The sequence below is a fragment of the Agromyces sp. NPDC055658 genome (genome assembly GCF_053618155.1).
The window spans coordinates 1-22,649 of the sequence record NZ_JBSHHD010000003.1; the positions used below are offsets into that span (position 1 = coordinate 1).

Annotated in this window: 19 protein-coding genes; 11 read left to right on the forward strand and 8 right to left on the reverse strand. The window is 70.7% G+C overall.

Annotated elements, in window-relative coordinates:
* Positions 1-23 precede the first annotated feature (23 nt).
* Complete coding sequence (locus ACWGPE_RS02200; protein ID WP_231429859.1) at positions 24-704, reverse strand: DUF305 domain-containing protein; 681 nt, start codon at positions 702-704, stop codon at positions 24-26.
* Between the two features lie 152 nt (positions 705-856).
* Complete coding sequence (locus ACWGPE_RS02205) at positions 857-1,924, reverse strand: LacI family DNA-binding transcriptional regulator (RefSeq protein WP_452048018.1); 1,068 nt, start codon at positions 1,922-1,924, stop codon at positions 857-859.
* Positions 1,925-2,152: 228 nt separating this feature from the next.
* Here ACWGPE_RS02205 and ACWGPE_RS02210 point away from each other — a divergent pair, with 228 nt between their 5' ends.
* The 5 genes from ACWGPE_RS02210 (at position 2,153) to ACWGPE_RS02230 (ending at position 6,992) form a co-directional block, all read left to right on the forward strand.
* Positions 2,153-3,016 carry an ABC transporter substrate-binding protein gene (locus tag ACWGPE_RS02210; RefSeq protein ID WP_452048019.1) on the forward strand — a complete coding sequence of 288 codons (864 nt, stop codon included), beginning with the start codon at positions 2,153-2,155 and terminating at the stop codon, positions 3,014-3,016.
* An 84-nt stretch (positions 3,017-3,100) separates the two neighbouring features.
* On the forward strand, positions 3,101-3,889 hold the full coding sequence (locus ACWGPE_RS02215) for an amino acid ABC transporter permease (protein ID WP_231429861.1): 789 nt from the start codon (positions 3,101-3,103) through the stop codon (positions 3,887-3,889).
* A complete protein-coding gene (locus tag ACWGPE_RS02220; RefSeq protein WP_231429862.1) occupies positions 3,886-4,656 on the forward strand; it encodes an amino acid ABC transporter ATP-binding protein in 771 nt (256 codons plus the stop codon). The genes ACWGPE_RS02215 and ACWGPE_RS02220 overlap by 4 nt, the downstream gene beginning before the upstream one ends.
* Positions 4,656-5,732 carry a Gfo/Idh/MocA family protein gene (locus ACWGPE_RS02225; RefSeq protein WP_231429863.1) on the forward strand — a complete coding sequence of 359 codons (1,077 nt, stop codon included), beginning with the start codon at positions 4,656-4,658 and terminating at the stop codon, positions 5,730-5,732. Before ACWGPE_RS02220 ends, ACWGPE_RS02225 begins: the two co-directional genes overlap by 1 nt.
* A gap of 84 nt (positions 5,733-5,816) precedes the next feature.
* Positions 5,817-6,992: an NAD(P)/FAD-dependent oxidoreductase gene (locus tag ACWGPE_RS02230; RefSeq protein ID WP_452048020.1), complete on the forward strand. Its 1,176-nt coding sequence runs from the start codon at positions 5,817-5,819 to the stop codon at positions 6,990-6,992.
* A gap of 448 nt (positions 6,993-7,440) precedes the next feature.
* Here ACWGPE_RS02230 and ACWGPE_RS02235 read toward each other — a convergent pair whose 3' ends face one another.
* Genes ACWGPE_RS02235 through ACWGPE_RS02250 form a run of 4 tightly spaced genes read right to left on the reverse strand, consistent with a single transcriptional unit; the run spans position 7,441 to position 11,567 of the window.
* The gene (locus ACWGPE_RS02235) at positions 7,441-8,445 is read right to left on the reverse strand and encodes a TIM barrel protein (RefSeq protein WP_452048021.1); all 1,005 of its coding nucleotides are present in this window, start codon (positions 8,443-8,445) and stop codon (positions 7,441-7,443) included.
* On the reverse strand, positions 8,442-9,275 hold the full coding sequence (locus tag ACWGPE_RS02240; RefSeq protein ID WP_231429866.1) for a carbohydrate ABC transporter permease: 834 nt from the start codon (positions 9,273-9,275) through the stop codon (positions 8,442-8,444). Before ACWGPE_RS02240 ends, ACWGPE_RS02235 begins: the two co-directional genes overlap by 4 nt.
* Positions 9,275-10,198, reverse strand: coding sequence for a carbohydrate ABC transporter permease (locus ACWGPE_RS02245; RefSeq protein WP_255679847.1), 924 nt, complete (start codon positions 10,196-10,198; stop codon positions 9,275-9,277). Before ACWGPE_RS02245 ends, ACWGPE_RS02240 begins: the two co-directional genes overlap by 1 nt.
* Positions 10,199-10,247: 49 nt before the next feature.
* Complete coding sequence (locus tag ACWGPE_RS02250; protein WP_452048022.1) at positions 10,248-11,567, reverse strand: ABC transporter substrate-binding protein; 1,320 nt, start codon at positions 11,565-11,567, stop codon at positions 10,248-10,250.
* 287 nt (positions 11,568-11,854) lie between these two features.
* On the opposite strand from ACWGPE_RS02250, the gene ACWGPE_RS02255 reads away from it, so the two are divergent.
* The 5 genes from ACWGPE_RS02255 to ACWGPE_RS02275 all read left to right on the forward strand — a co-directional run bounded on the left by ACWGPE_RS02255 (position 11,855) and on the right by ACWGPE_RS02275 (position 17,777).
* Positions 11,855-12,856 carry an SIS domain-containing protein gene (locus ACWGPE_RS02255; protein WP_231429869.1) on the forward strand — a complete coding sequence of 334 codons (1,002 nt, stop codon included), beginning with the start codon at positions 11,855-11,857 and terminating at the stop codon, positions 12,854-12,856.
* A 51-nt stretch (positions 12,857-12,907) separates the two neighbouring features.
* Positions 12,908-13,792, forward strand: coding sequence for a PfkB family carbohydrate kinase (locus ACWGPE_RS02260; RefSeq protein WP_231429870.1), 885 nt, complete (start codon positions 12,908-12,910; stop codon positions 13,790-13,792).
* Positions 13,793-13,820: 28 nt separating this feature from the next.
* Positions 13,821-14,921, forward strand: coding sequence for a LacI family DNA-binding transcriptional regulator (locus tag ACWGPE_RS02265; RefSeq protein WP_231429871.1), 1,101 nt, complete (start codon positions 13,821-13,823; stop codon positions 14,919-14,921).
* Positions 14,922-15,356: 435 nt separating this feature from the next.
* Positions 15,357-15,776, forward strand: a complete 420-nt coding sequence (locus tag ACWGPE_RS02270; RefSeq protein WP_231429872.1) for a VOC family protein — start codon at positions 15,357-15,359, stop codon at positions 15,774-15,776.
* A gap of 165 nt (positions 15,777-15,941) precedes the next feature.
* Complete coding sequence (locus ACWGPE_RS02275; RefSeq protein WP_452048023.1) at positions 15,942-17,777, forward strand: hypothetical protein; 1,836 nt, start codon at positions 15,942-15,944, stop codon at positions 17,775-17,777.
* A gap of 65 nt (positions 17,778-17,842) precedes the next feature.
* On the opposite strand, the gene ACWGPE_RS02280 is transcribed toward ACWGPE_RS02275, so the two are convergent.
* Both ACWGPE_RS02280 and ACWGPE_RS02285 read right to left on the reverse strand, forming a co-directional pair.
* The gene (locus ACWGPE_RS02280) at positions 17,843-18,328 is read right to left on the reverse strand and encodes a GNAT family N-acetyltransferase (protein WP_231429874.1); all 486 of its coding nucleotides are present in this window, start codon (positions 18,326-18,328) and stop codon (positions 17,843-17,845) included.
* Between the two features lie 17 nt (positions 18,329-18,345).
* Entirely contained in the window at positions 18,346-20,802 is a 2,457-nt protein-coding gene (locus ACWGPE_RS02285; RefSeq protein WP_452048024.1) for a glycoside hydrolase family 5 protein, read from the reverse strand.
* A 430-nt stretch (positions 20,803-21,232) separates the two neighbouring features.
* Here ACWGPE_RS02285 and ACWGPE_RS02290 point away from each other — a divergent pair, with 430 nt between their 5' ends.
* Entirely contained in the window at positions 21,233-22,528 is a 1,296-nt protein-coding gene (locus ACWGPE_RS02290; RefSeq protein WP_231429876.1) for an ABC transporter substrate-binding protein, read from the forward strand.
* Positions 22,529-22,649 lie beyond the last annotated feature (121 nt).

Genomic DNA, 22,649 nt, shown 5'->3' on the forward strand with positions numbered 1-22,649 from the left:
GTCTCGTCGGTGCCGCCCGTGCCTCAGCCGGTGCGCTCGGCGAGCATCTGCTGCATGCGGGCGATCTCGATGCCCTGGTCCGATTCGACGTGACGGGCGAACTGGTCGGTCGCCGACTCCTGGCCGCCGCCGTCGGCGTAGAGGTCGTCGACCATCTGCACTGCGCCCTCGTGGTGCTGGATCATGTACTCGAGGAACAGCAGGTCGAACTCCTCGCCCGTCGCCGCCTCGAGCTCGGCGAACTGGTCGTCGCTCAGCATGCCGGGCATCGACTCGGCGTCGTGCGCCTCGTGGCCGCTGCCGTCGCCGTTGACGGGCACCGATCGCTCCTGCAGCCACGTCGTGATCTGGGTCTTCTCGTCCTGCTGACTCACCGACATGCGTTCGGCGAGCAGGCGGATGTCGCGGTCGTCGGTGCGATCGTCGACGAGATCGGTCATCTCGATCGCCTGCTGGTGGTGGCGGATCATCGCGAGCATGAACGCCGAGTCGACCTCGGAGAACTCGGGCGACCCGAGGTTCGCCGCCTCGTCGGGGGAGAGCGTGCGGTTCGATTCGCCGGGCGCACCGAGCTGCACGACCGGGCTGGTCGGCTCGGGGGAGTCGGGCCCGGTCGGCGTGCAGGCGGTGAGCGCGACCGCGAGCAGGAGCGGCGAGGCCGCCAGGAGGGCTGTGCGTGCGCTGTAGGGGCGCCGTGTCGTCATCCGCATACCTCGTCTTCGTCGATGGGCAGTGCACTCGCAGGATCGTCCCGCGGCAGTGCGCACGATGTCTCCATCTAACCCCGAGTCGTGTCGACGCGGGAACCGAGCGGTCGATGCGGGTGGCGGGCACGCGGGCGAAGCGCTCCGTGCGCCTACGGCCGGCCGGGAGGTGCGATCGAGCCGCGTTCGACGAGGTGCTGGTCGAGCACCTTCGTCACGGGCGGCGCGCCGTCGCCGCCGATGCGGCGGATGAGCAGCCGCGCGGCCTCCGCGCCGATCTCGTGGATGGGCTGCGCCATGACCGTCACGCCCGGGGTCGTGAGCTCGGTCCAGTCGGCATCATCGAACGCCACGAGCGAGAGCTCGTCGGGGATCGACACGCCGAGGCGTCGTGCGGCCCGGAACGCCGCGAGCGCGACGAGGCTGTCGGAGGCGATGATCGCGGTCGCGGGTTCTGCCGAGCCGAGGATGCGCTGCACGAGCACCTCGACGCCGTCGCGGCGGGCGTTGAGGTGCACGTACTGATCGGCGTTCGGTACGCCCGCCTCGGCGAGCGTCGCCGTGAAACCGTCGACGCGTTCGGCGACCGAGGTCGACGCGAGGGTGTCGCCCAGCCGATAGTCGCCGTCGTGCGCGATCGTGGAGATGAACGCGATGCGGCGGTGTCCCGCGTCGAGCAGCAGGCGCGTCAGCCGGCGGGCGCCGGTGCGGTTGGCGGCGATCACCGTGTCGACCTCGAGTTCCGGCACGGCGCGGTCGAAGAGCACGAGCGGCCGGCCCGACTCAACGACGGGGCGGAGGTTGGTCGGATCGATCGACGATGCCGGTGCGACGAGCAGGCCGTCGACGCGCTTTGCCAGCTGCACGCCGATGGCCTTCGCCTCGGCGGCGGCCTCCTCGTCGGAGTTCGAGAGGATGAGGTCGAACCCGGCCGCGACGGCGACGTCGGCGGCGCCGCGGGTGGCCTGCGCGAAGAACGGGTTCTCGATGTCGCCGACGACGATGCCGAGCGTGTGCGACCGACCCGTGCTCATGGTGCGGGCGAGGGCGTTCGGCCGGTAGCCGAGCTCTTCGGCGGCGCGTTGCACGCGATCGCGGACCGCGTCGCTCACGGCCCCGTAGTCGCCGAGCGCGCGCGCGGCGGTCGCCTTCGAGACCTTCGCGGCGGCGGCCACGTCGCTGACCGTCACCTCGCGGCGACCGTTGCCCGGCTCGCTCATGTCACCTCCGTTGGAATGGGCGTCTCCTGAAACTACTGGTTGACGTGCGGCAGATGCGCGGGTACTCTCCGAGGAAACGAATTGAGACCGGTCTCACTCTACGAGACTGAGACCGGTCTCAACAAGTTCCGGCCGACACCTCGGCCCGTGAGACGCCCACACGCACCATACGAATCCCACGCACCCATCACCCCACGCACCACCGCAGTTCAGAGAGGAACCACCCCCATGAGCATCCGCTCCACCATCCGTCGCGCAGCGCTCACCGCCGCGGCCCTCACCGCGGCCGTCGCCCTCGCCGCCTGCTCCTCCGGCGGCGGCAGCACGTCGACCGAAGACGCCGACGACAACCCCTACGGCCTCATCACCCCGGGCCAGATCCGCGTCGCGAGCCTCGGCGACGCGAAGCCGTACACCTTCACCGACGAGTCGGGCGAGTTCACCGGCTTCGACGTCGAGCTCTTCACGGACGTCGCGGACCGCATCGGCATCGACGACGTCGTGTTCACCGGCCAGGATTTCTCGGGCCTGCTCGCCGCCGTCGCGAACGGCCAGTTCGACGTCGGCGTCGCCGCGATCGGCATCACCGACGAGCGCAAGGAGACCGTCGACTTCTCCGACGGGTACCTCGCCGGGTACCTGACCGTGATGGCTTCGCCCGATTCGGGCATCACCGATGAAGACAGCCTCGCCGGCAAGCGACTCGGCGTCGTGCAGGGCACCCTGCAGGAGGCGTACGCCGTGAAGCACTTCACCGACACCGAGCTCGTGCGCTTCCCCGACAACAACGCGGCGATCTCGGCCGTGAACAGCGGCTCGATCGACGCCCACTTCCTCGACTACGAGGCGGCCAAGGAGTACGCCGAGCAGTACGGCCTCGTGAACGCGATCGACATCCCGTCGTTCGACGCACCGGCCGGCTTCGCCATCGCGAAGGGCAAGCCCGAGTTCCAGGCCGCGCTCAACGAGGCCCTGCACGCCGCGATGGAGGACGGCACCTGGAAGGAGCTCTACGAGAAGTGGTTCCCGGGCTCGCCGATGCCCGACCAGTACCTGCCGTCGGCCGAGCAGACCGAGGCACCGGCCGAGTAGGCCGCAGCGTGCGGGTCGGATGTCGCGTCGGCATCGACCCCGCGGCATCCGACCCGTACGCCCCTTCGACAGAGAGAGCACCTCATGGACTGGCTCGACAACCTCATCAAGACCTTCCTCGACTTCGATGCAATGTGGCAGGTCATGCCACAGTTGCTGGGCATCGGCCTCGTGAACACCCTCGTGATCTCGATCTGGGCGACCGTCATCGGCGTCGTGCTCGGCATGGTCATCGCGATCATGGGCATCTCGCCGTCGCGCTGGCTGCGAGTGCCGGCGCGCATCTACACCGACATCTTCCGCGGCCTTCCCGCGATCCTCACCATCCTCCTGATCGGCCAGGGCTTCGCCCGCTTCAGCCAGCAGGTCTTCGGCCCCTCGCCGTACCCGCTCGGCATCCTCGCGCTGAGCCTCATCGCGTCGGCGTACATCGGCGAGATCTTCCGCGCCGGCATCCAATCGGTCGACCGCGGCCAGCTCGAGGCGTGCCGCGCGCTCGGCATGAGCTACGGCAAGGCGATGCGCCTCGTGGTCGTGCCGCAGGGCGTGCGACGGGTGCTGCCCGCGCTCGTCAACCAGTTCATCGCGATCGTGAAGGACTCGAGCCTCGTGTACTTCCTCGGCCTCCTCGTCTCCGAGCGCGAGCTGTTCCGCGTCGGGCAGGACGCCGCGGTGCTCACCGGCAATCTCTCGCCGCTCGTCATGGCGGGGTTGTTCTACCTCATCATCACCGTGCCGCTGACGCACCTCGTGAACTATTTCGACAACCGGTTCCGCACGGGTCGCCGCAAGGCGGCGCCGCCGAAGTCGGGCCTCGACGAGGTCGAGGAGCAGAACCCCACGCCGACCCTCACCTACGGGGAGAACTCATGACCTACACGTCACCCGTGCCCGTCGCCGACGGCCACTTCTACGAAGGCTCGAGTCTCGAGCTTCAGGGCCTCAGCATGGCCTACGGCGACATCGAGGTGCTCAAGGACGTCTCGATCAGCGTGCCGCCCGGCACCACGACTTGCATCATCGGCCCCTCGGGTTCGGGCAAGTCGACCCTGCTGCGCGGGGTGAACCGGTTGCACGAGCCGAAGTCGGGCGAGGTGCTGCTCGCCGGCGAGAGCGTGCTCACCCAGAAGCCCGACTCGGTGCGCCGGCGCATCGGGCTCGTGTTCCAGCACTTCAACCTCTTCCCCGACCACACCGCGCTCGAGAACGTCGCACTCGCATTGCGCAACGTGAAGGGCTTCTCGAAGGCCGAGTCGCGACGCGTCGCCCGCGAGCGCCTCACCGAGGTCGGGCTCGCCGAGCGTGCCGACCACCGTCCGCGCGACCTCTCGGGCGGACAGCAGCAGCGCGTCGCGATCGCCCGCGCGCTCGCGATGGAACCCGAGGTCATGCTCTTCGACGAGGCGACGAGCGCGCTCGATCCCGAGCTTGTGAAGGGCGTGCTGAACCTGATGGCGAGCCTCGCGCAGCGCGGCATGACGATGCTCGTCGTAACCCACGAGATGGGCTTCGCCCGCAAGGTCGCCGACCAGGTCGTGTTCATGGACGAGGGCCGCGTCGTCGAGTCGGGAAAGCCCGCCGACCTCTTCGACCGCCCGCAGAGTGCCCGGCTCCAGCGCTTCCTCTCGGAGGTGCTGTGATGGCATCGGTCCCCGAGCGCGTCGAGGGGGATGCCTCGGCGTCCGCGCCGATCCGCGCCGCCGTCGTCGGCTTCGGGGTATCGGGCCGCGTGTTCCACGCGCCGTTCCTCGCCGCCGACCCCGCATACTCGCTCGACGCGATCGTCACGGGCGACCCAGCTCGGACCGCCGAGGCGGCTGCGTTGCACCCCGGGGCATCCGTGCTCGCCAGCGTCGACGAGCTGTTCGCGCGCGCGGGCGAACTCGACCTCGTCGTGCTCGGATCGCCGCCCGGTACGCATGCGGCGCTCGCCACGCGAGCGTTCGACGCGGGACTCGATGTCGTGGTCGACAAGCCGTTCACGGTGACGGCGGCCGAGGGTCGCGAGCTGATCGCGCAGGCGGCCCGCCTCGGCCGCCGGTTGACCGTGTTCCAGAACCGGCGCTGGGACGGCGACTTCCTCACCGTGCGGCGCCTCGTCGCGCAAGCCGCGCTGGGGGAGGTGCGACGATTCGAGTCGCGCTTCGAGTGGTGGAAGCCGGAGCCCCGCGCGTCGTGGAAGACGGAGGCGACCGTCGCCGACGGCGGCGGCATCCTCTACGACCTCGGCACCCACCTCATCGACCAGGCGATCACCCTGTTCGGACCGGTCGACGACGTGCGCGCCGAGCTCGCAGTGCGGAGGCACGGCGGCCTCGCCGACGACGACGCGTTCGTCGCGCTGCGGCACGAGTCGGGCACGATCTCGCATCTCTGGATGAACTCGATGGCTCCACAGTTCGGGCCGCGGTTCCATGTGCTCGGTTCGCGGGCGGGCTACACGACCCACGGGCTCGACGGTCAGGAGGCGGCGCTCGCCGCAGGCGTGTCGCCCGCCGACCCCGGGTTCGGCGCGACGCCGCCCGATCGCTGGGGCGCCTTCGGCATCGAAGGCGGGCTCGAGCCGCTGCCGACCGAACGTGGCGACTACGGCGCGTTCTACCGCGACCTCGCCGTCGCGATCAGCTCCGGCGGGCCGGTGCCCGTCGACCCGGTCGACGCGGTCGGCGTGCTCGACCTGATCGAGCGCATCCATGCCGAGACGCCGCTTGCCTGAGCGCTCGCGGCACCGGGCTCCCGCTCGCCGAGCCCGTCGAGCGCGACCGACTTCCCTGAACGACGCAACACGAAGGAACATCCCATGACCAACCAGCAGGCCACCCACGTCGCCGTCATCGGCGGAGGCATCCTCGGAGTGTCGACCGCCGCCCACCTCGCGCGCGGCGGCGCACAGGTGACCCTCGTCACCGCCGGCGCGCTCGCCGACGGCGCCTCCGGTCGCTCGATCGCGTGGCTGAACTCGTCGGGCGACCGTTCGGCCCCGTACCACTACCTGCGCCTGCTCGGCCTCGACCGCTACCGCACCCGGCTCGCGCGCCACCCCGAGAGCCGCCACTACCTGCGGTTCGACGGCGCCCTGAAGTGGGCGGCGCCCGACGAGAGCCTCCGCCAGACCTTCGATTACGAGCGCGCGGGTGGGTACGACGCGATCTGGCTCGACCGGGCGGGGGTCGCCGAGCTCGCGCCCGACGTGAACGCCGACGCCGTCGCCGCCGAGGGGGCGATCTTCAACCCGGGTGAGGGCTGGGTGAACCTGCCCGACCTCATCGCGGCGCTCGCCGCCGAGGCGGTGGCCGCGGGAGCCCGCATCGTGGAGCAGGCCGGGCACGCGCGGGTCGACGTGACCGACGGCGTCGCGACGGGCGTGGTGCTCGGCGACGGAACCGTCCTACCAGCCGACCACGTCGTGCTCGCGACGGGCGGTGACGTCCCGGCCCAGCTCGGGGCGCTCGGCGTCTCGGTACCGGATGCCACGCCGTCGGCCTTCGTGCTCTTCACCGACCCGGTCGACGTCGAGGTGAAGACGGTGCTCAACACTCCGCGCGTCGCGATCCGCCCGACGCCCGACGGGCGCCTCGTGCTCGATGCCGACTGGGCCGAGAAGTCGGTCGTCGTCGGTGACGACGGCGCGATCACCGTGCCCGAGGAGTCGGTGCAGGGACTCCTCGACGAGGCCTCGAAGGTGCTCGCCGGCAACCCGAAGCTGACCGCGCACCGCGTCGGCGCGGGCCTCAAGCCGATTCCCGGCGACGGCGACCCGGTCGTCGGCGCCGTGCCGACCATCGACCGCCTGCACGTCGTGTTCACGCACTCCGGCGCGACGCTCGGCCTCATCCTCGGCGAGCTCGTCGCCGAGGAGGTGCTCACCGGTGCGCCGTCGCCCGTTCTGCGAGCGTTCGGCCTCGACCGCTTCACCGACGGGGCCGACCTCGGCGAGGTGGGCATCGGCGCCTGGGCTCCCGTGCCGCAGCGCTGAGCGTCATTCCGGTGGTCGAGCGCGACGGCCCCGGTGGACGAGCACGACGGCCGCTGGACGAGTAGCGATGAAGGAACGTATCGAGACCTCGAGTGGGTCTCGAAACGCTTCGCTCCTCGCCCCACCGGACGCTCGCTTCTCCGACTCGACCACCGCTCGCTACTCGACGACCACCGCGGCGGTCGCGCTTCGTTCGCGGACGTGTCGCGGCGCACTGCAGCCGGTACTCGTACAGCAGCTCCGCAAGAGCAGCCGGGCGTGGTGGCGCCGCGGAGCGGAGTCCATTCTGAACTCGTGTGGATTTGTGGATTTGTGGCCTGGGTCCCCGCGCGGACACCGATCCCCGGACGGTCGGCGGCCCTGGAGCGGGTCTCGCCACGTCTGTATCGACGACGTTTCGGAGCAGGGACCATTCGCCTCGGAGCTGAGACCATTGCGCGGGCGACCCTCATGTGGTCGTGCGGTGGCCCGGGGTGTGGTCAAGTGGTCGTGGGGTCGCCTTCCCCCGGTCGACCTCGGGCTGCGGGGTTGGTACCGGCTGCCGGGTAGGCGCCGGCTGCGGAAGCACCGTCGACCGCCGGGGTGGGGCCGGCCGCGGGGGTGCGCCTGCCGCGGCGATCGCGGCGAGCGAGCGGGCGAGGGCCGGCTTCGGGTCGAGGGCGTAGGTGCCGTCGCCGAAGAGCTCGACGGTGGCGAGGCCGGCGTAGCCGTTGCGATCGAGCGCGGCGACGATCTCGCGCAGCGGCAGCCGTCCGTCGCCCCAGGCGAGATGCCCCGCAGGCGTGCCGTCGATGAGGTGCACGTGCTGCACCCGATCTCCGAGCACGGCGAAGTAGTCGTCGACCGAGTCTCCCGCGACGACGGCGGCGACGGTGTCGAGGGCCACGCCGAGGTTCGGCGCCGCGATGTCGTCGAGCATGCGTGCGGCGTCGGCGGCGGAGTTCACGAGATTCGACTCCACGCGCTGCAGCGGCTCGAGCACGCAGTCGAGCCCGAGCGAACGGGCGTAGTCGGCGATCTCGCCGAGCGCGTCCACCGAGCGCGCCCAGCCGGCCGACCGCGGCTCGTCCTCGCCCCCACGACCCGCGGTGAGGAACAGCAACCCCGCCCCGAACTCGACGGCGAGCTCGGCCGCGCGCCGGAACATCCTGACGCTCTCCGCACGCAGGCGGGCGTCGGGCGACGCGACGTTCACCGGGTACATCACCTGCTCTGGAGTGAAGCACACGATCTCGAGGCCGCGAGCGGCGGCGGCATCGCGGATGCCCCGGGCCTCGGCATCGGTCAACCACGGCGCGTGCGCGTGCGGTGCGATGCCCCAGAGCTCCATCCGGGTGCGTCCGAGCTCGGCGAGGTCGTCGAGGCAGCGGGCGAGCGGCAGGTGCTGGTAGGCGAAGTTCGACCCCGTGACCCGGTCGAGCAACGCCGTGCCCGAGGCATCCGCCCCCGTCACTTGCCGATGCCTTCCGAGAGGCCCTTGATGAAGTACCGCTGGGTCGCGAAGAACAGCACGATCACCGGCAGCGCGGCGATCACCATGCCCGCGAAGACGACGGGATAGTCGGTGCCGTGCTTGCTCATGAGGCTCGTGAGGCCGACCGGGAGCGTCTGGATCGACGTGCCGCTCGTGAACACCATGGCGAAGAGGTATTCGTTCCACGCGAACAGGATGTGCAGCAGCACCGTCGAGATGAGGATCGGCTTGCACATCGGCAGGGTGATGCGCCAGAACGTCGTCCAGCGGCTGGCACCGTCGACCTCGGCCGCCTCGTCGACCTCGCGCGGCAGGTCGATCATGTACGCCCTGATGAGGAATGTCGTGAACGGGATGCGGAAGGCCGTGTAGAGGATGAGCAGGGCCCAGAACGTGTTGTACAGCCCCATCGCCTGGAACATGCGCACGAGCGGCACCAGTGCGACCGCCGGCGCGAGCATGAGCCCGCCCAGGATGACGCCCGAGACGACCTTGCCGAACGGCATGCGCACCCGGGTGAGGCCGTACGCCGCCCATGCGCTGATCAGCACCGTCGTGATCGTCGAGGTGACGGTCACGAGCACGCTCGCCGTGAGGTAGTCGCTGACGCCGCGATTCCAGGCGTCGACGTAGTTCTCCCAGTCGAGCTGCAGCGGCAGGGCGAACGGGTCGCCGAAGAGCTCGGCGTTCGTCTTGAAGCCGTTCATGACCATCCACAGCAGCGGGTAGACGACCACCACGACGAGCGCGAGCAGGAACGACCAGACGAAGACCCGGCCGATCGCCCCCAGGAAACCGAGACGACTCATCAGAACTCCACCCTTCGGCGTCGCGTGTACCAGAGCTGCGCGAGCGCGATCAGCAGCGTCACCACGAAGATGACCGTCGCGATCGCCGCCGCATAGCCGAAGTCGTTGCGGACGAATCCGCTGCGGTACAGCCAGGTGGCGAGCACCTGGGTCGAATTGTTCGGGCCGCCGCTCGTCATGACCATGACCTCGTTGAACACCTGGAAGGCGCCCGAGATCGTGACGATGATCATCAGGCCCGTCATCTCGCGCACGAGCGGCAGCGTGATGTGGAAGAAGCGGCGCACGTGGCCGATGCCGTCGAGCGCGGCCGCCTCGTACAGCTCCGACGGGATGCGCTGGATCGCGACCGCGAACAGCAGTGTCGAGTAGCCGAAACCCTGCCACTGGCTCATCGCGATGATCGCGAGCATGGCGGTCGACTCCTGCCCGAGCCACGGCTGGGCGAGCTGGCCGAGGCCGATCGCCTCGAGCAGATGGTTGAGCAGGCCGAGGTTCGGCTCGTAGATGAAGTAGAAGAGGAGGCCCGCGACCGTCAGCGAGATCGCAGCGGGCACGAAGTAGATCGCGCGCAGCGCCTTGCGCCAGCGCAGGCTGCGGAGGCTCTCGATGAGCGCGGCGAGCACGAGCGCCGCGAAGACCTGGAACACGATCGAGAGCACCGCGTAGAGCACGTTGTTGCCGAGCGCCGTCCAGAAGACGGGGTCGCCGACGAGCTTCTCGTAGTTCTCGAGGCCGACGAACTCGGTCGCACCCGAGTAGATGTCCCACTCCTGGGTCGAGAAGCCGAGGTTCTGCACGAGCGGCAGGTAGACGAAGACGGCGAGCACGACGAGGGCGGGCAGCACCCAGACGAGCCCGGCGACCTTCGGGTACCAGCCGCGCGCGTTGCGGTCGACCGGCCCGCCGGGCGCGTTCGACATCGCCTTCGTGAGGGTCGGGGGCCGGTCGAAACCGGCCCCCGACCGCGCATCACTGCGCGTCGGCGTTTGCTGCCTGGACACTCTCGAGCACCTCTTCGGGAGTCGCGCTGCCGCTGATGATCGCCTCGCCGCCGGCGAGCCACGCATCGGCCACTTCGGGGACGGTCACCGTGTCGAGCCAGCCGACGAGCTGCGAGGCCTCGTTGACCTTCGTGATGCCCTCGTAGACCGCGCGGCTCGAGGTCTCCTCGGTCACGGCGCCGACGACCGCGCTCGGCTGGCCGTACGGCGGGGCCGAAAGGGTCTTCGCGTTCTCGAGCTCGGTGACGAACTTCATGAAATCGACGGCGAGTGGCGCCTGCGCCGACTTGGCGTTGATGAGGTACCCCTCGGGGGCGCCCTCGATGGCCGCCGGGTCGCCGGCGGCCCCGTCGGGCGCCGGCAGTTGGAAGATGCCGAAGTCGTCGGGCGACAGCGACGAGCCCTCGGCGGTGATCGAGTCGAACTCGAGGACCTCCTGGTAGTACATGGCGGCCTTGCCGCCCGCGAGCGCCTCCTGCGCGGTCGTGTAGAGCACGCCGTTGGTGCCGCTGCCCGTGTCGGTGCACTCGTCGACGAGGGTCTTGAACTGCTCGAGCGAGTTCACGTAGCCGGGGTCGTCCCATTTCGCCGTCTCGGGGTCGAAGTCGGCGTGCAGCACGTCGCTCGGCACGTTGTAGGCGAAGAGCTGCTGCAGGTAGTGCAATGCGGGCCAACCGTCCTTGTTGCCGAACGCGATGGGCTCGTAGCCGGCGTCGCGCAGCGGGCCGCACGCGTCGACGAGTTCTTCGAAGGTCTGCGGAACGTCGACGCCGGCCTCGGCGAACGCCTGGGTGTTGTAGCCCATGAACTTGCCGTTGTTGTAGAGCGGGATGCCGTAGTACTTGCCGTCGTACTGGAAGGCCGAGAGGGATGCCTCGCCGAACGTGTCGCCCCACTCGGTGCCGGGCGCGATGACCTCGCTGAGGTCGGCGGCGAGGCCGCCCGTGACGAAGTTCTCGGCCCAGTCGCCGGTCCAGGTGAAGTAGATGTCGGGCAGCGCCTGCGACGCGGTGAGCGTCTTGGTCTTGTCCTTGATCGATTGGTCGGTCTCCTGGATGAGCTCGACGTCGACGTCGGGGTGCTCGGCCTCGTACGCGGCGGCGAGGTCCTCGAAGTACGGCTCGAGCGGTTCGCCCGCGAACTTCGTCAGGATGCTGAGCGTGCCCTCATAGGCCGGCTCGGCCGTGACGTCGGCCGCCGGCCCGGCGGGGGCGCCGCCGGCGCAGCCGGAGAGTACGAGGGCGCCGGCCGCTGCCGCGGCGAGCGTGAGGGTGCGTGTCCTGCGCATGGTCTGCCTCTCTCGGGGCGACGGAGCGACTGCCGCTGGGATCGCGGCCACCGATCCGCCGTTGGATCTTCGGTGAATGCCTTGGCTGGCGAGTGTAGCGAGAATCTGATACCGGTACCAGTTCTGAGCACAAGAATTTCTCGAATTTGTCGAGATGGCCGAGTTCATGCGGATGTTTGACGGATGGGCTGACCTGTGTCAGCATGATGGCGATCTGACACCGGTACCACAACCAGCCTCGAGGCGAGCGCAGCCGCCTCGGGATCCGTGCGAAAGGACCCACCCACATGCTCGGCTTCGACGAATCCGCATTCCGCAGCCAGACGGCCAGCGCCGTCGCCCTCCGCCCGCGTATCGAGGCGCTCGTCGACGAGCTCCTCGCGAAGGGCGTCGACAACGTGCTGCTCGTCGGCTCGGGTGGCACGTACGCCCAGATGTGGCCGTACGAGCTGCTCGCCCGTGAGCGTTCGACCCTGTCGGTGCGCGCCGCGATCGCCGCCGAGCTCGTGCTCACCGGCGACGCGCTGCTCGGCGAGACGTCGGCCGTCGTCTTCACCTCGGTCTCGGGCACCACGGAAGACGTCGTCGCGGCGATCGATGTCGTGCGCGCCACCGGGGCGACGACGATCGCGTTCACCGGCTACGCCGACTCGCCGATCGCGCAGGGAGTCGACCACGCCCTCATCAGCGAGCCGAAGACCTGGCCCTTCGACATGCAGCTGCTGCTCTTCGTGGGCCGGCTGCTCGATCGCCGCGGCGAGTTCGACGGCTACGCCTCGCTCGCCGACGAGCTCGTGAACCTGCCCGACGCCCTCGTCGCGGTCGCCGAGCAGGCCGAGCCGGTCGCGTCGGCGTTCGCCGAGGCGCATCGCGACACCGACTACTACTTCCTCATCGGCGGCGGCCCGATCTGGGCGTTCACCTACCTGTACTCGATGTGCATCCTCGAGGAGATGCAGTGGCTGCGCACCACCCGCGTGCACAGCGCCGAGTTCTTCCACGGCTCGCTCGAGCTGCTCGAGGAGGACACGGCGGTCATCCTGTTCCAGGGGGAGGACGCGACGCGCCCGCTCACCGACCGTGCCGAGGCGTTCACCAAGCGCATCACGAACGATGTCACCGTGTTCGACACGCGCGACTACGCGCTCGAGGGCTTCAGTCCCGAGAACCGTGCGCTCATCGCGCCGATCGTGCTCGACACCGTCATGGGCCGGGTGTCGAAGCACCTCGAGCGGGTGCGTGAGCACTCGCTCGACCTGCGCCGCTACTACCGGGTCATGGACTACTGATCCGGGGCGGTAGACCCATGCTCCCCCTGATCGATCGCAGGTGACGAACTGATGCGTGTGCTCGGCTTCGGCGACAACATCGTCGACCGCTTCCTCGACCGCGGGCTCGACTACCCCGGCGGCAATGCCGTCAACGTGGCCGTCTACGCGGAGCGCCTCGGCGCGCACGCCGAGTACCTCGGCGTGTTCGGCGACGATGAGCTGGGCGGGTTCCTGCGCGCATCGATCGAGGACGCGGGGGTCGGCACCGCACGCAGCGTCGTCCGCAGGGGGGAGTCGGGGGTCTCCTCCCTGCGGGTCGTCGACGGCGACCGCGTGTTCCTCGGCTGGAACGGCGGCGGGGTGACGGTGCGCGAGCCGATCGACCTCGACGGCGGCCGCGAGGCCTACGCCGCGAGCTTCGACGTGGTGCACTCGAGCGTGTACTCGGGCACCGAGTCGCAGCTGCCGCGGTTGCGCGGGCACGACGTGCTCGTGAGCTTCGACCTGTCGAGCGAGCCCGAGTTCCGAACGCCCGCGTACCTCGACCGGGTCGCGCCGTTCGCCGACCTCGTGCTGCTGTCGTGCTCCGAGCTCGACGACGCGTCGTCGCTCGCGCTGCTCGACGACGCGGTGCGCCGCGGCGCCGGCATCGCGCTCGGCACGCGCGGCACCGAGGGCGCGATCGCGACCGACGGCCGCGCGTGGTGCACCGCTCCGGCACGGTCGATCGCCGGTGACGCCCGCATGATCGACACGATGGGATGCGGCGACGCCTTCGTCGCCGGTTTCCTGGTCGCCCTGCACGGCTCGGGCTGGCGGCGCGGGCGCGAGCTCGAGGCATCCGCCCTGCAGCCGGCACTGGAGGCGGGCGCCGACGCGGCCCACGACCAATGCTTCGTCGAGGGCGCCTTCGGGCGCAGCCGGCCGACGAGCGCCGCCGCTAGCATGTGGTGAACCGGTGACGCGGAGAGGGGCGAGGGCGATGACTTCAGAGCGCGCCGCGCCGCCGACGATCTCCGAGGTCGCCGCGGAGGCCGGTGTCGGCAGGTCGACCGCGGCACGCACCCTCGGCGGCTACGGCTACGTGAGCCCCGAGCTGCGCGAGCGCGTGCTCGCCGCGGCCGAGCGCATCGGCTACCGCGCCAACGCGCTCGCCCGCAGCATGTCGACGGGCGTGAGCCACACGATCGGCGTGATCGTTGCCGACATCGCCAACCCGTTCTTCGGCGGGGTCGTCCGCGGCATCTCCGACGCCGCGCGGGCCCGCGGGTTCGACACCCTCGTCGTGAGCACGCACGAAGCCCTCGACGAAGAGGTCGCCGCGACCGACCTGCTGATCGACAAGCGCGTCGACGGTCTCGTGGTCGCCTCGGCGGCGCTCGATGCGGCGTCGGCGGCGCACCTCGAGCGGGCGCGTGGCCACGGCATCCCCGTCGTGCTCGTCGACCGCGCTGTGCCGGGGCTCGACCTCGACGCCGTGGTCATCGACAACCGCGAGGCGACGCGCGAGGCCGTCGCCCGCCTCATCGGCGAGGGGCACCGTCGCATCGGGTTCGTCTGGGGCCCGCCCGTCGACGAACGACCGCGTCGGCGGCGCGACCTCGTCGACGCCGCCGCACGCGATCTCTGGACCGACGGCGAGCGCCTGCAGGGGTACCTCGACGCGCTCGACGACGAGGGCCTGGCGTTCGACGCCGAGCTCGTGATGGTCGGGCCGAAGACCGAGCAGCGCGCCGAGCTCGAGGTCGGGCGCATGCTCGCGCTGCCCGAGCCGCCGACCGCCCTGTTCTGCACCGAGACCGACGCGATGACCGGGTCGCTGCGCGCGCTGCGCACAGCAGGACTGCGCGTGGCCCGCGACGTGTCGCTGATCGGCTTCGACGACAGTTCGTGGGCGGCCGTGATCGAGCCGCCGCTGACCATGATCGAGCAGCCGATGCTGGCGCTCGGCACGCGTGCCGCCGAGCTGCTCTTCGCGACGATCGACGGTGAGCGCGAGCGCACCGAGCTGCACACGCTCGAGACCCGATACATCGCACGGGCGTCGGTCGCGCCGCCGGCTCAGCCGGCCCGGGTCGAATAGCGACGCCGCGGACGCGCGCCACCCGACCTCCACCGCCCCGATGATCGCGCATCGTTCGCGGACGTGTCGCACTCGTGCCGCGGCTGAGCGAACGCCAGCGGACTGCACGTCGGCGTCGTGGGGCGGGCTGCTGAGCTGAGTCCATTCCGGACGCCTGTGGATTTGTGGACTTGTGGCCTGGGTTGGTGTGGATTTGTGGATCTGTGGCCTGGTTTCGTGTGGATTTGTGGACTCGTGGACTCGGTCTCCGGGGACCCTGGCCCCGGGAACGTCAGTCGAGCGTCGGCGGCCGCTGGAGCGACCGTCGACACGACTCGTTCGACGATCGTTCGGAGCTGAAGACCGTTCGCCGCGCGATGCTCCGCACGGCGGTGTGGTCGTGCGGCCGCCCCGTGTGTGGTCGTCGACCAGTGAACCCCGCCGTAGGCTGCCCGCATGACCGATGCTGAAGAGACCCCGCGCCGTGTGCGCCAGTTGCGCCTCGTGGTCGAGGCCGACGACTGGGAGGCCGCCGTCGCGTTCTACCGCGACGTGCTCGGACTGCCCGAGGAGGAGGCGTACGAGGCCGAGGGCGGGGCCCGCGTGATGATACTCGACGCCGGCCGCGCGACGCTCGAGCTCTCGAATCCCGCGCAGGTCGAGTACATCGACAGGGTCGAGACCGACGGGGTGCGCAGTCCGCACCTGCGGGTCGCATTCGAGGTCGCCGACACGGCCGCCGTGACCGACGAGCTCGTCGACGCTGGCGCCGGCCTGCTCGCGACCCCGCGCGAGACTCCCTGGCGCTCGATCAACTCGAGGCTCGACGCGCCCGCGGGCCTGCAGGTGACGATCTTCCAGGAGCCGGAGGACTGACGCGTAACCGGCATATCCCGAACTCGAGGCGATCGAGCGCGACGAAGAACCGACCCGCTCGCGAAGTTTCTCGAATCCGGGGCGGGAAGCGCCTACCATCGGAGAGGCGTGCCGCTCCCCACGGCCGCAGCCCCACCGCCCCGGCGCCCACCCCCAGGAGCCACGATGACGATCCACGCCGACGAGCCGTCTGCACCGGGCGACGGTGCGTCGGCGAACGATCTCACCTCGCGCGCGGCACGCCGCAGTGCCGAGCTCGGTGGAACGCTGCGCCCCCGTCGCCTGCCGACGCCCGCGGCGAGCGGATGGGCTCCGCCCGCGCCGGCGCAACCCCGCCAGACGCCGCCGACGCCGCAGCCTGCCGAGTCGACCCCGACGGCGCCGACCTCGCCCGCGGCTGCCCCGGCGCCGGCCTTCCCCTCCTCGGCGCGCGCCGTGCCGATCGTCACGACGGGTGCGGCCACCGCCGCCTCACCCGAGCAGCAGCGCTACTACCTCTGCTGCGAGGTGCCGAGCGGCGATTTCGTCGAGGTGATCGTCGCGGTGACCGACGGCGCCCGGCGGCGCTACTTCACGACGAGCGACGGCGCCCGGCTCGTGGAGGTCGACGAGGACTACTTCGTGCATCGCAGCCTCGGTGACGCTCGTTCGCTGCTCGAGCTCGACGCCCGCGAGATGGCCGAGCTCGAGGCCGAACTCGGCTTCGTGCGCACCGTGCGCGGCCGCGACCCGCTCGCCGAGGTCGAGCTCGAGGCGCCCGCCGTCGAGAACGCAGAGCCGGATGCCTCGGGCGCGGCGCCGATCGCCGGCCCCGAGCCGGTCGCCGTGATCGAGGAGATCCAGCCCGCGGCCTCCGAGTCGCAGGTGGAGCTCGCGCCGCAACCGGAGCCCGCTGCGCCGGCGCCCGCTGCACCGGCATCCGCTGCACCGGCGCCCGCGGTGCCCGAGCTCGAGCTCGAGCCCGAGTTCGAGTTCGGCTTCGACTCCCTGTTCGATCCCGCGCCGGCGGTCGAGGCCCGACCGGCTCCGACGATCGAGGAACCGGTCGCCGAACCTGCCCCTGAACCGCTCCTCGAACCCGAGCCGCTGCTCGCGAGCCTCCTGCCCGTCGCTCCGGTCGACGCGGAGCTCGACGACCATGAGATGCGCGAGGCATCCGCCCCGGCAGAGCCCGAACCGCTGCGCGTCGCGCCCGAGGTCGAGTGGCCGTTCGACGCCGAACCCGACCCGGAGCCCGCCGCGGCTCCGGTCGCCGGCACGCCCTGGTGGCTCGCACCGGCGCCCGCGGCGGCCGCGCCCATCGAGCAGCCCGCCGACGTCGCGCCGCCGATCGCCGACCCGATGCCGCAGCCTGCCGACGTCGCGCCGCCGATCGCCGACCCGATGCTGCAGCCTGCCGGCGCGTGGCCCGCTCAGACCGACCAGACCGAACGAACCGATGTGAACGAGGAGACCGACCGAATGGTGACGGGAACGACGAACGCTTTCGAGCCGGCCGGCGCCGGAGCACCCGTGACGCCCATCTGGGCCGTGGAGCCGCTGCCCGACGCCGACGCGGTCGTCGCCGCGGCTGCGCAGGTGGCGCTCGCGAAGGGCATCGCGTTCGTGGCGCACCGAGGTCAGACCGACAAGGTCGGGGCGGCGTACATCGACCACCCCGGTCGGGTCGCCGAGCGTTTCGATCCGATCGCCGAGCCCGTCGCGACCTCGGCCGCCTGGCTGCACGACGTGCTCGAAGACACCGGCCTGACGGCGCGTGAGCTGCTCGAGGCGGGCGTGCTGCCCGAGGTCGTCGAGGTCGTCGTGCTGCTGACCCGCACCCCCGAGGTGCCCGAGGCCGAGTACTACGGGCGCATCCGCCGTCACGCGATCGCACGCAGCGTGAAGATCGCCGACGTCGACGACAACTCGGCCGCCTGGCGAGTGCGCAAGCTCGACTTCGAGACGCAGCAGCGCCTCGCCGAGAAGTACCGCCACGCGCGGGAGATGCTCGGGGCGTAGAACCCTTCGGCAGCGGATGTCTCTGACGAATGCGGACGGTGGCTACAGGCGTCAGCTCGACGGAGTCATCGCGCGACCCGGAGGTCCTTCGCGAACCAGTGGTCGGCGTACGGGCTGTCGTTGAAGGGCTCGACCTCGGCGTAGCCGAGCTTCGCGTAGAGGGCACGGGCTTCGACGAGGTCGGAACGCGTGTCGAGCCGCACGGTGCGCCGCCCGGTGCGACGGGCCTCGGTCTCGACAGCGCCGACGAGCGTCGCGGCCAGCCCCAGGCCGCGCGCCGCGGGGGCGACGAACACCCGGGTCAGTTCGGCCGTGTCGGCGTCGACCCAGCGCACACCGGCGCAGCCGAGGCATCCCTCGTCGCCCGTTGCGATGAAGAACGCACCGAGGTCGCCGCGCAGGTCGTCGTCGGGATCGCCGGCGAGCTGCTCGTCGATCTCGGCGGCGGTCGCGGCCCGGCCGTAATAGCGCGTGATGATGTCGTCGTAGTAGCGGCGCAGGATCGCGACGGCCGCGGGGCTCAGCGGGTCGACGTGGGCGATCTCGGGCACCGCACCACCCTACGTCGCTACTCGGCCGGCTTCACGTCGAGCGCGTACGCGCCCTCGGCGCAACCGGTGAGCAGCCAGCCGCCGGGCACCTCGTCGACGGCGACGTCGCCGAGGCCGCTCGACTCGACGGCCGGCTCAGCCGACCCGGGGATCCAGACCTGCAGCCCGCACGTCGCCGAGGGGGCCTCGCCGGTGAGCGACATCGTCGCCGCGGCATCCGGCGTGCCCGTGACTCCGGCGCGAAGGCTCGTGAGCACGCCAGGGGCTTGCTGCGGGTACGCGCGCGACAGGATGCCCAGCAGGTGCTCCTTGCGCGGCGCCTCCTCGCCCGTCGCGCAGACCTCGGAGAGCAGCCCGTTGCCGAGCTCCTGGATGCCGTTCTGGGGGTCGCCGCACGCCTGCTTCCACACCCAGTAGGCGCTGCCGAGCATGCGCGCGTCCTCTTCGGCGGCGTATCGCGAGAGGTGCGCCGCGGTCGACTCGTCGTCGCCCCAGTACCCGTACTCGCCCGACCACATCGGCATGCCGAGCTCGTCGGCCACGCGCTGGCCGAGCTCGAACTGGCGCTCGGTGCTGACGATCGTGGGGAGTCCGAGCGAGGCATCCATGGTGATCGACTCGGCGTAGAGGTGCGGCGAGAACGCGACGTTGAGGTCGTCGGTGAAGCCGCGCGCGGGACCCGAGTCGAAGCCGAGCCCCGACCACAGGATGCTGGGCTCGACGAAGACGATCTGCGGCGCGCCCGCCTCCCGGATCGCCGCGATCGCCTTCGCCGAGTATTCGCCGTTCTTCTTCGAGGTCGTGACGGGCGCGGTCTCGCCGAAGCCGGGCTCGTTGAGCAGGTCGAAGCCCGCGACGGCCTTCTCGTCGGCGAACTCGCCGGCGAGCTCGCCCCACGTGCGGGCGAGCGCCGTCTGGATGCCGTCGGTGTCGAACCAGAAGTGCTCGAACGCCCGGTCGCCCGCGGGCGAGATGTCGCGGCCCGTGAACGAGCAGCGCGGGGCGCCGTCCCAGTGGGTCGCCCACTCGGGTGCGCCGTCGTAGCCCCACATCGGGTCGGTGCCGGGCCGGCACACGGTGCCCTCGGCGGTCGGCAGGTTCGACCAGCCGTCCTGGTGCATGTCGAGCACGGTGCGGATGCCGTACTTCTCGCCCCACGCGACCGCCTGCTTCACGGTCGCGAGGTAGTCGGGGTCGAGCTCGCCGCGCGTCGGCTCGAGTGCCGACCACGAGAGGCCGAGCCGCACGACGTTGAACCCGTACGTCGCCATGTCGGCGAAGTCCTGCTCGGTGAGCTCGCGGGTCGCGGGCACCTCGGGGCGCGCCTGGTAGAAGTCGACGAGCTGGTTGACGTTGACGCCGCGCAGCAGCACCTGGTGGCCTTCGCCGTCGGTGAAGCGCCCGTCTTCGACGCGCAGGAACCCGGCGGGCACGGATGCCTCGTTCGCGACGGTCGCGACCGCGGGCGCCGCCGGGGCGAGCAGCGAGGCGGTGACCGCGGTCACGGCGACGACGGCCACGCCGATGCCGACGCCCGCGGCGATGCGTGCCGGCGAGGCGTCCCGTCGCTCGTTCAGTTCGCCCGCCGTCGGGTCTGCCGCGCTGCGTGCCGCTCGCCGCGCCATGACGCGGTCGGCGACGAGTGCGACGACGGCCGCGATCCAGCCGGTGCAGGCGGCGAAGGCGAGCCCGTCGGCGACGTGGATGTAGGCCGCCATGAGCGGCCAGAGGTCGCCGCGGAACCCGTCGTCGACGACGAGGCCGACGATCGACTGCGCGAGGCCGAAGACGCCGCCCGCGACGAGCACGCCGAGCCAGGTGCCGAGGAACCCGGGCACGCGTCGGCGCATCCACCGGATGCCGAGCCACGCCGCACCGATGAGCAGCAGCACGGCGACGACCATCGCGATCGGGCCGTCGTCGGGCCTCGGCGTCGGGATGCCGGGCGCGTACGTCGCTCCCGTCCACCAGGAGCCCGCGAGCAGCGGCGCCACGGCGCCGGCCGCGATCGCCGCCGGCCAGACCGTCAACGCGTCGGCCGATGGGGCGCGAAGCGCCGTATCGAGGCCACGGCGCCGCGCCACCACCCGCTCGACGACGCGCACGACCCCCGCCACGATCAGCGCCGTGGGCACCGCCTTCGCGGTCACGAAGCCGCCGGCCCACGCCGACAGCGCGACATCCCCGGTCATCGCCAGGCACGCCGCGAACTGCGCGAGCAGTGCCGCGAGCACGACGCCCGCGGTCAGTGTCCAGAAGCGGTCGCCCGCGCGCACCGCGGCCCACCAGACGACGGCGAGCATGACCGGCACGAACACGACGTAGCGGGCGACGGGCCACCACAGGTCGAACCGCGGCGTGCCGCCGGGCCAGCCGACGAGGGCGAGCAGGCCGGTGGGGTCGATCACGGCCTGAACGACCAGCAGCAGGGATGTCGCGGCGACGGCGACGATCGGACGGCGCAACGCGCGCATGGCACTCCATCGTGTCGTGGGTTCGGGTGCAGCCATCCTCGGTGCTCGATACGAGCGGGTCAATAGCCGAGTGGGACAAGTGACCCAGTTGTGATCTTCCGGTGGAGGCCGTGACCGGTCGAATGCCTCGACGATGGGCGGCAGCGAGGCGCCTCGTTCGGCCTTAAAACGAGAGTTTAGGTGAGTTTAGCTGGAGTGGTACCGCCCAAAGTCACCGCTATCCGCCATGAATTCGCGCAACTTGGCGGCGAGATGATCCAGGAAATGAGACCGGTTGACTTTGCCGACCAAAACCGGTTTACTATCCGTGTTCAATCCCTTACCCGGAGGATGCGAGCACCTCGCGCACGTGTGGGCGAGTGGCAGGGGAAGGGCCCCAGCACAGCAGGAAGAGCGCGCGAGCGCCTTCCAGACGAAGGAGTTCCTCGCAATGAAGCGTTTAGCAGCCACCGTTGCCCTGGCGGCCCTCGCCGTGCCGCTCGCGGCATGCGCGTCGTCGGGCGCGCCCGACAGCACCGAACTGACATCCGGCCCGATCAGCATCTGGTACTCGACGAACGAACAGGAGATCGCGTGGGCGGAGGCGGTGGTCGACGCATGGAACGCCGATCACCCCGACGAGCAGGTGACGGCCGAGGCCATTCCCTCCGGCAAGTCCTCGGAGGACGCCATCGGAGCCGCGATCACCGCCGGCAACACGCCCTGCCTGGTCTACAACACGGCGCCCGCCGCCGTGCCCGCCTTCCAGAAGCAGGGCGGCCTGGTGAACATCTCTCAGACGTTCGAGGACGGCGAGTCCTTCATCACCGAGCGGTCGGGCGAGGCTGCCGACGGATTCCGCTCTCCCGACGGCGACCTCTACCAGGTGCCGTGGAAGGCGAACCCGTTCATGCTCTACTACAACAAGGACGTCTTCGAGGCGGCCGGACTCGACCCCGAGAACCCCGATCTCGCGACCTACGACGACGTCCTGGCCGCCGCGGAGGCGATCAAGAAGAGCGGCGCGGCCGACTTCGTCCTGTATCCGCCGGCCTCCAGCGACTACACGAACGCGCTGTTCGACTTCTACCCGTTCTTCCTCGCCAACTCGGGCGGCACCCAGCTGGTCACCGATGGCAAGGCATCGTTCGCGAGCGAGGAGGGGCTCGAGACGCTCGAGTTCTGGAAGACCCTCTACGCCGAGGGCTACTCCTCGGCGGAGCCGTACAGCGGGGACGCGTGGGCCGGTCCGTTCGCGGACGGCGTCGCAGCTCTCGGCATCGCCGGCCCGTGGGGTGCCGGAGCGTTCGACGGCAAGGTGGACTACGGCATCGTGCCGCTGCCGACCGCCGACGGCACGCCGGCGGCCGACACCTACACCTTCGGCGACTCGAAGAACGTCGGCCTGTACACCTCCTGCGAGAACAAGCAGACCGCGTGGGACTTCGCGAAGTTCTCGATGGATGCCGACAACGACCTGGCACTGCTCGAGACCACCGGGCAGTTCCCGATCCGCGGCGACGTCGATGAGATCGCCGGCGAGTTCCTTGCGACGAGCCCGGTGCTCTCGACGTTCGCAGAGTCCGTGCCGCTCACGGTCGACGTGCCGAACATCGCGAACGCCACGGAGATCTGGCAGACCTTCCGCGACGCCTGGGGGCAGGCGGTGCAGGCGGGCGACGGCGACCTCGAGGAGACCTTCAAGACCGCGGCCGACGAAGTCGACACCTTGATCTCGCAGGGCTGACGCCCTCCCCGGGGTGCGTGGCTGCGCTCCGCACCCCGGGACCCGTACCACCCCACGATCGAGCGCCGGCCGGCTGCGTCCGCGCGCTCATCAGCATCCGGCAGAACGGCAAAGGAGCCCC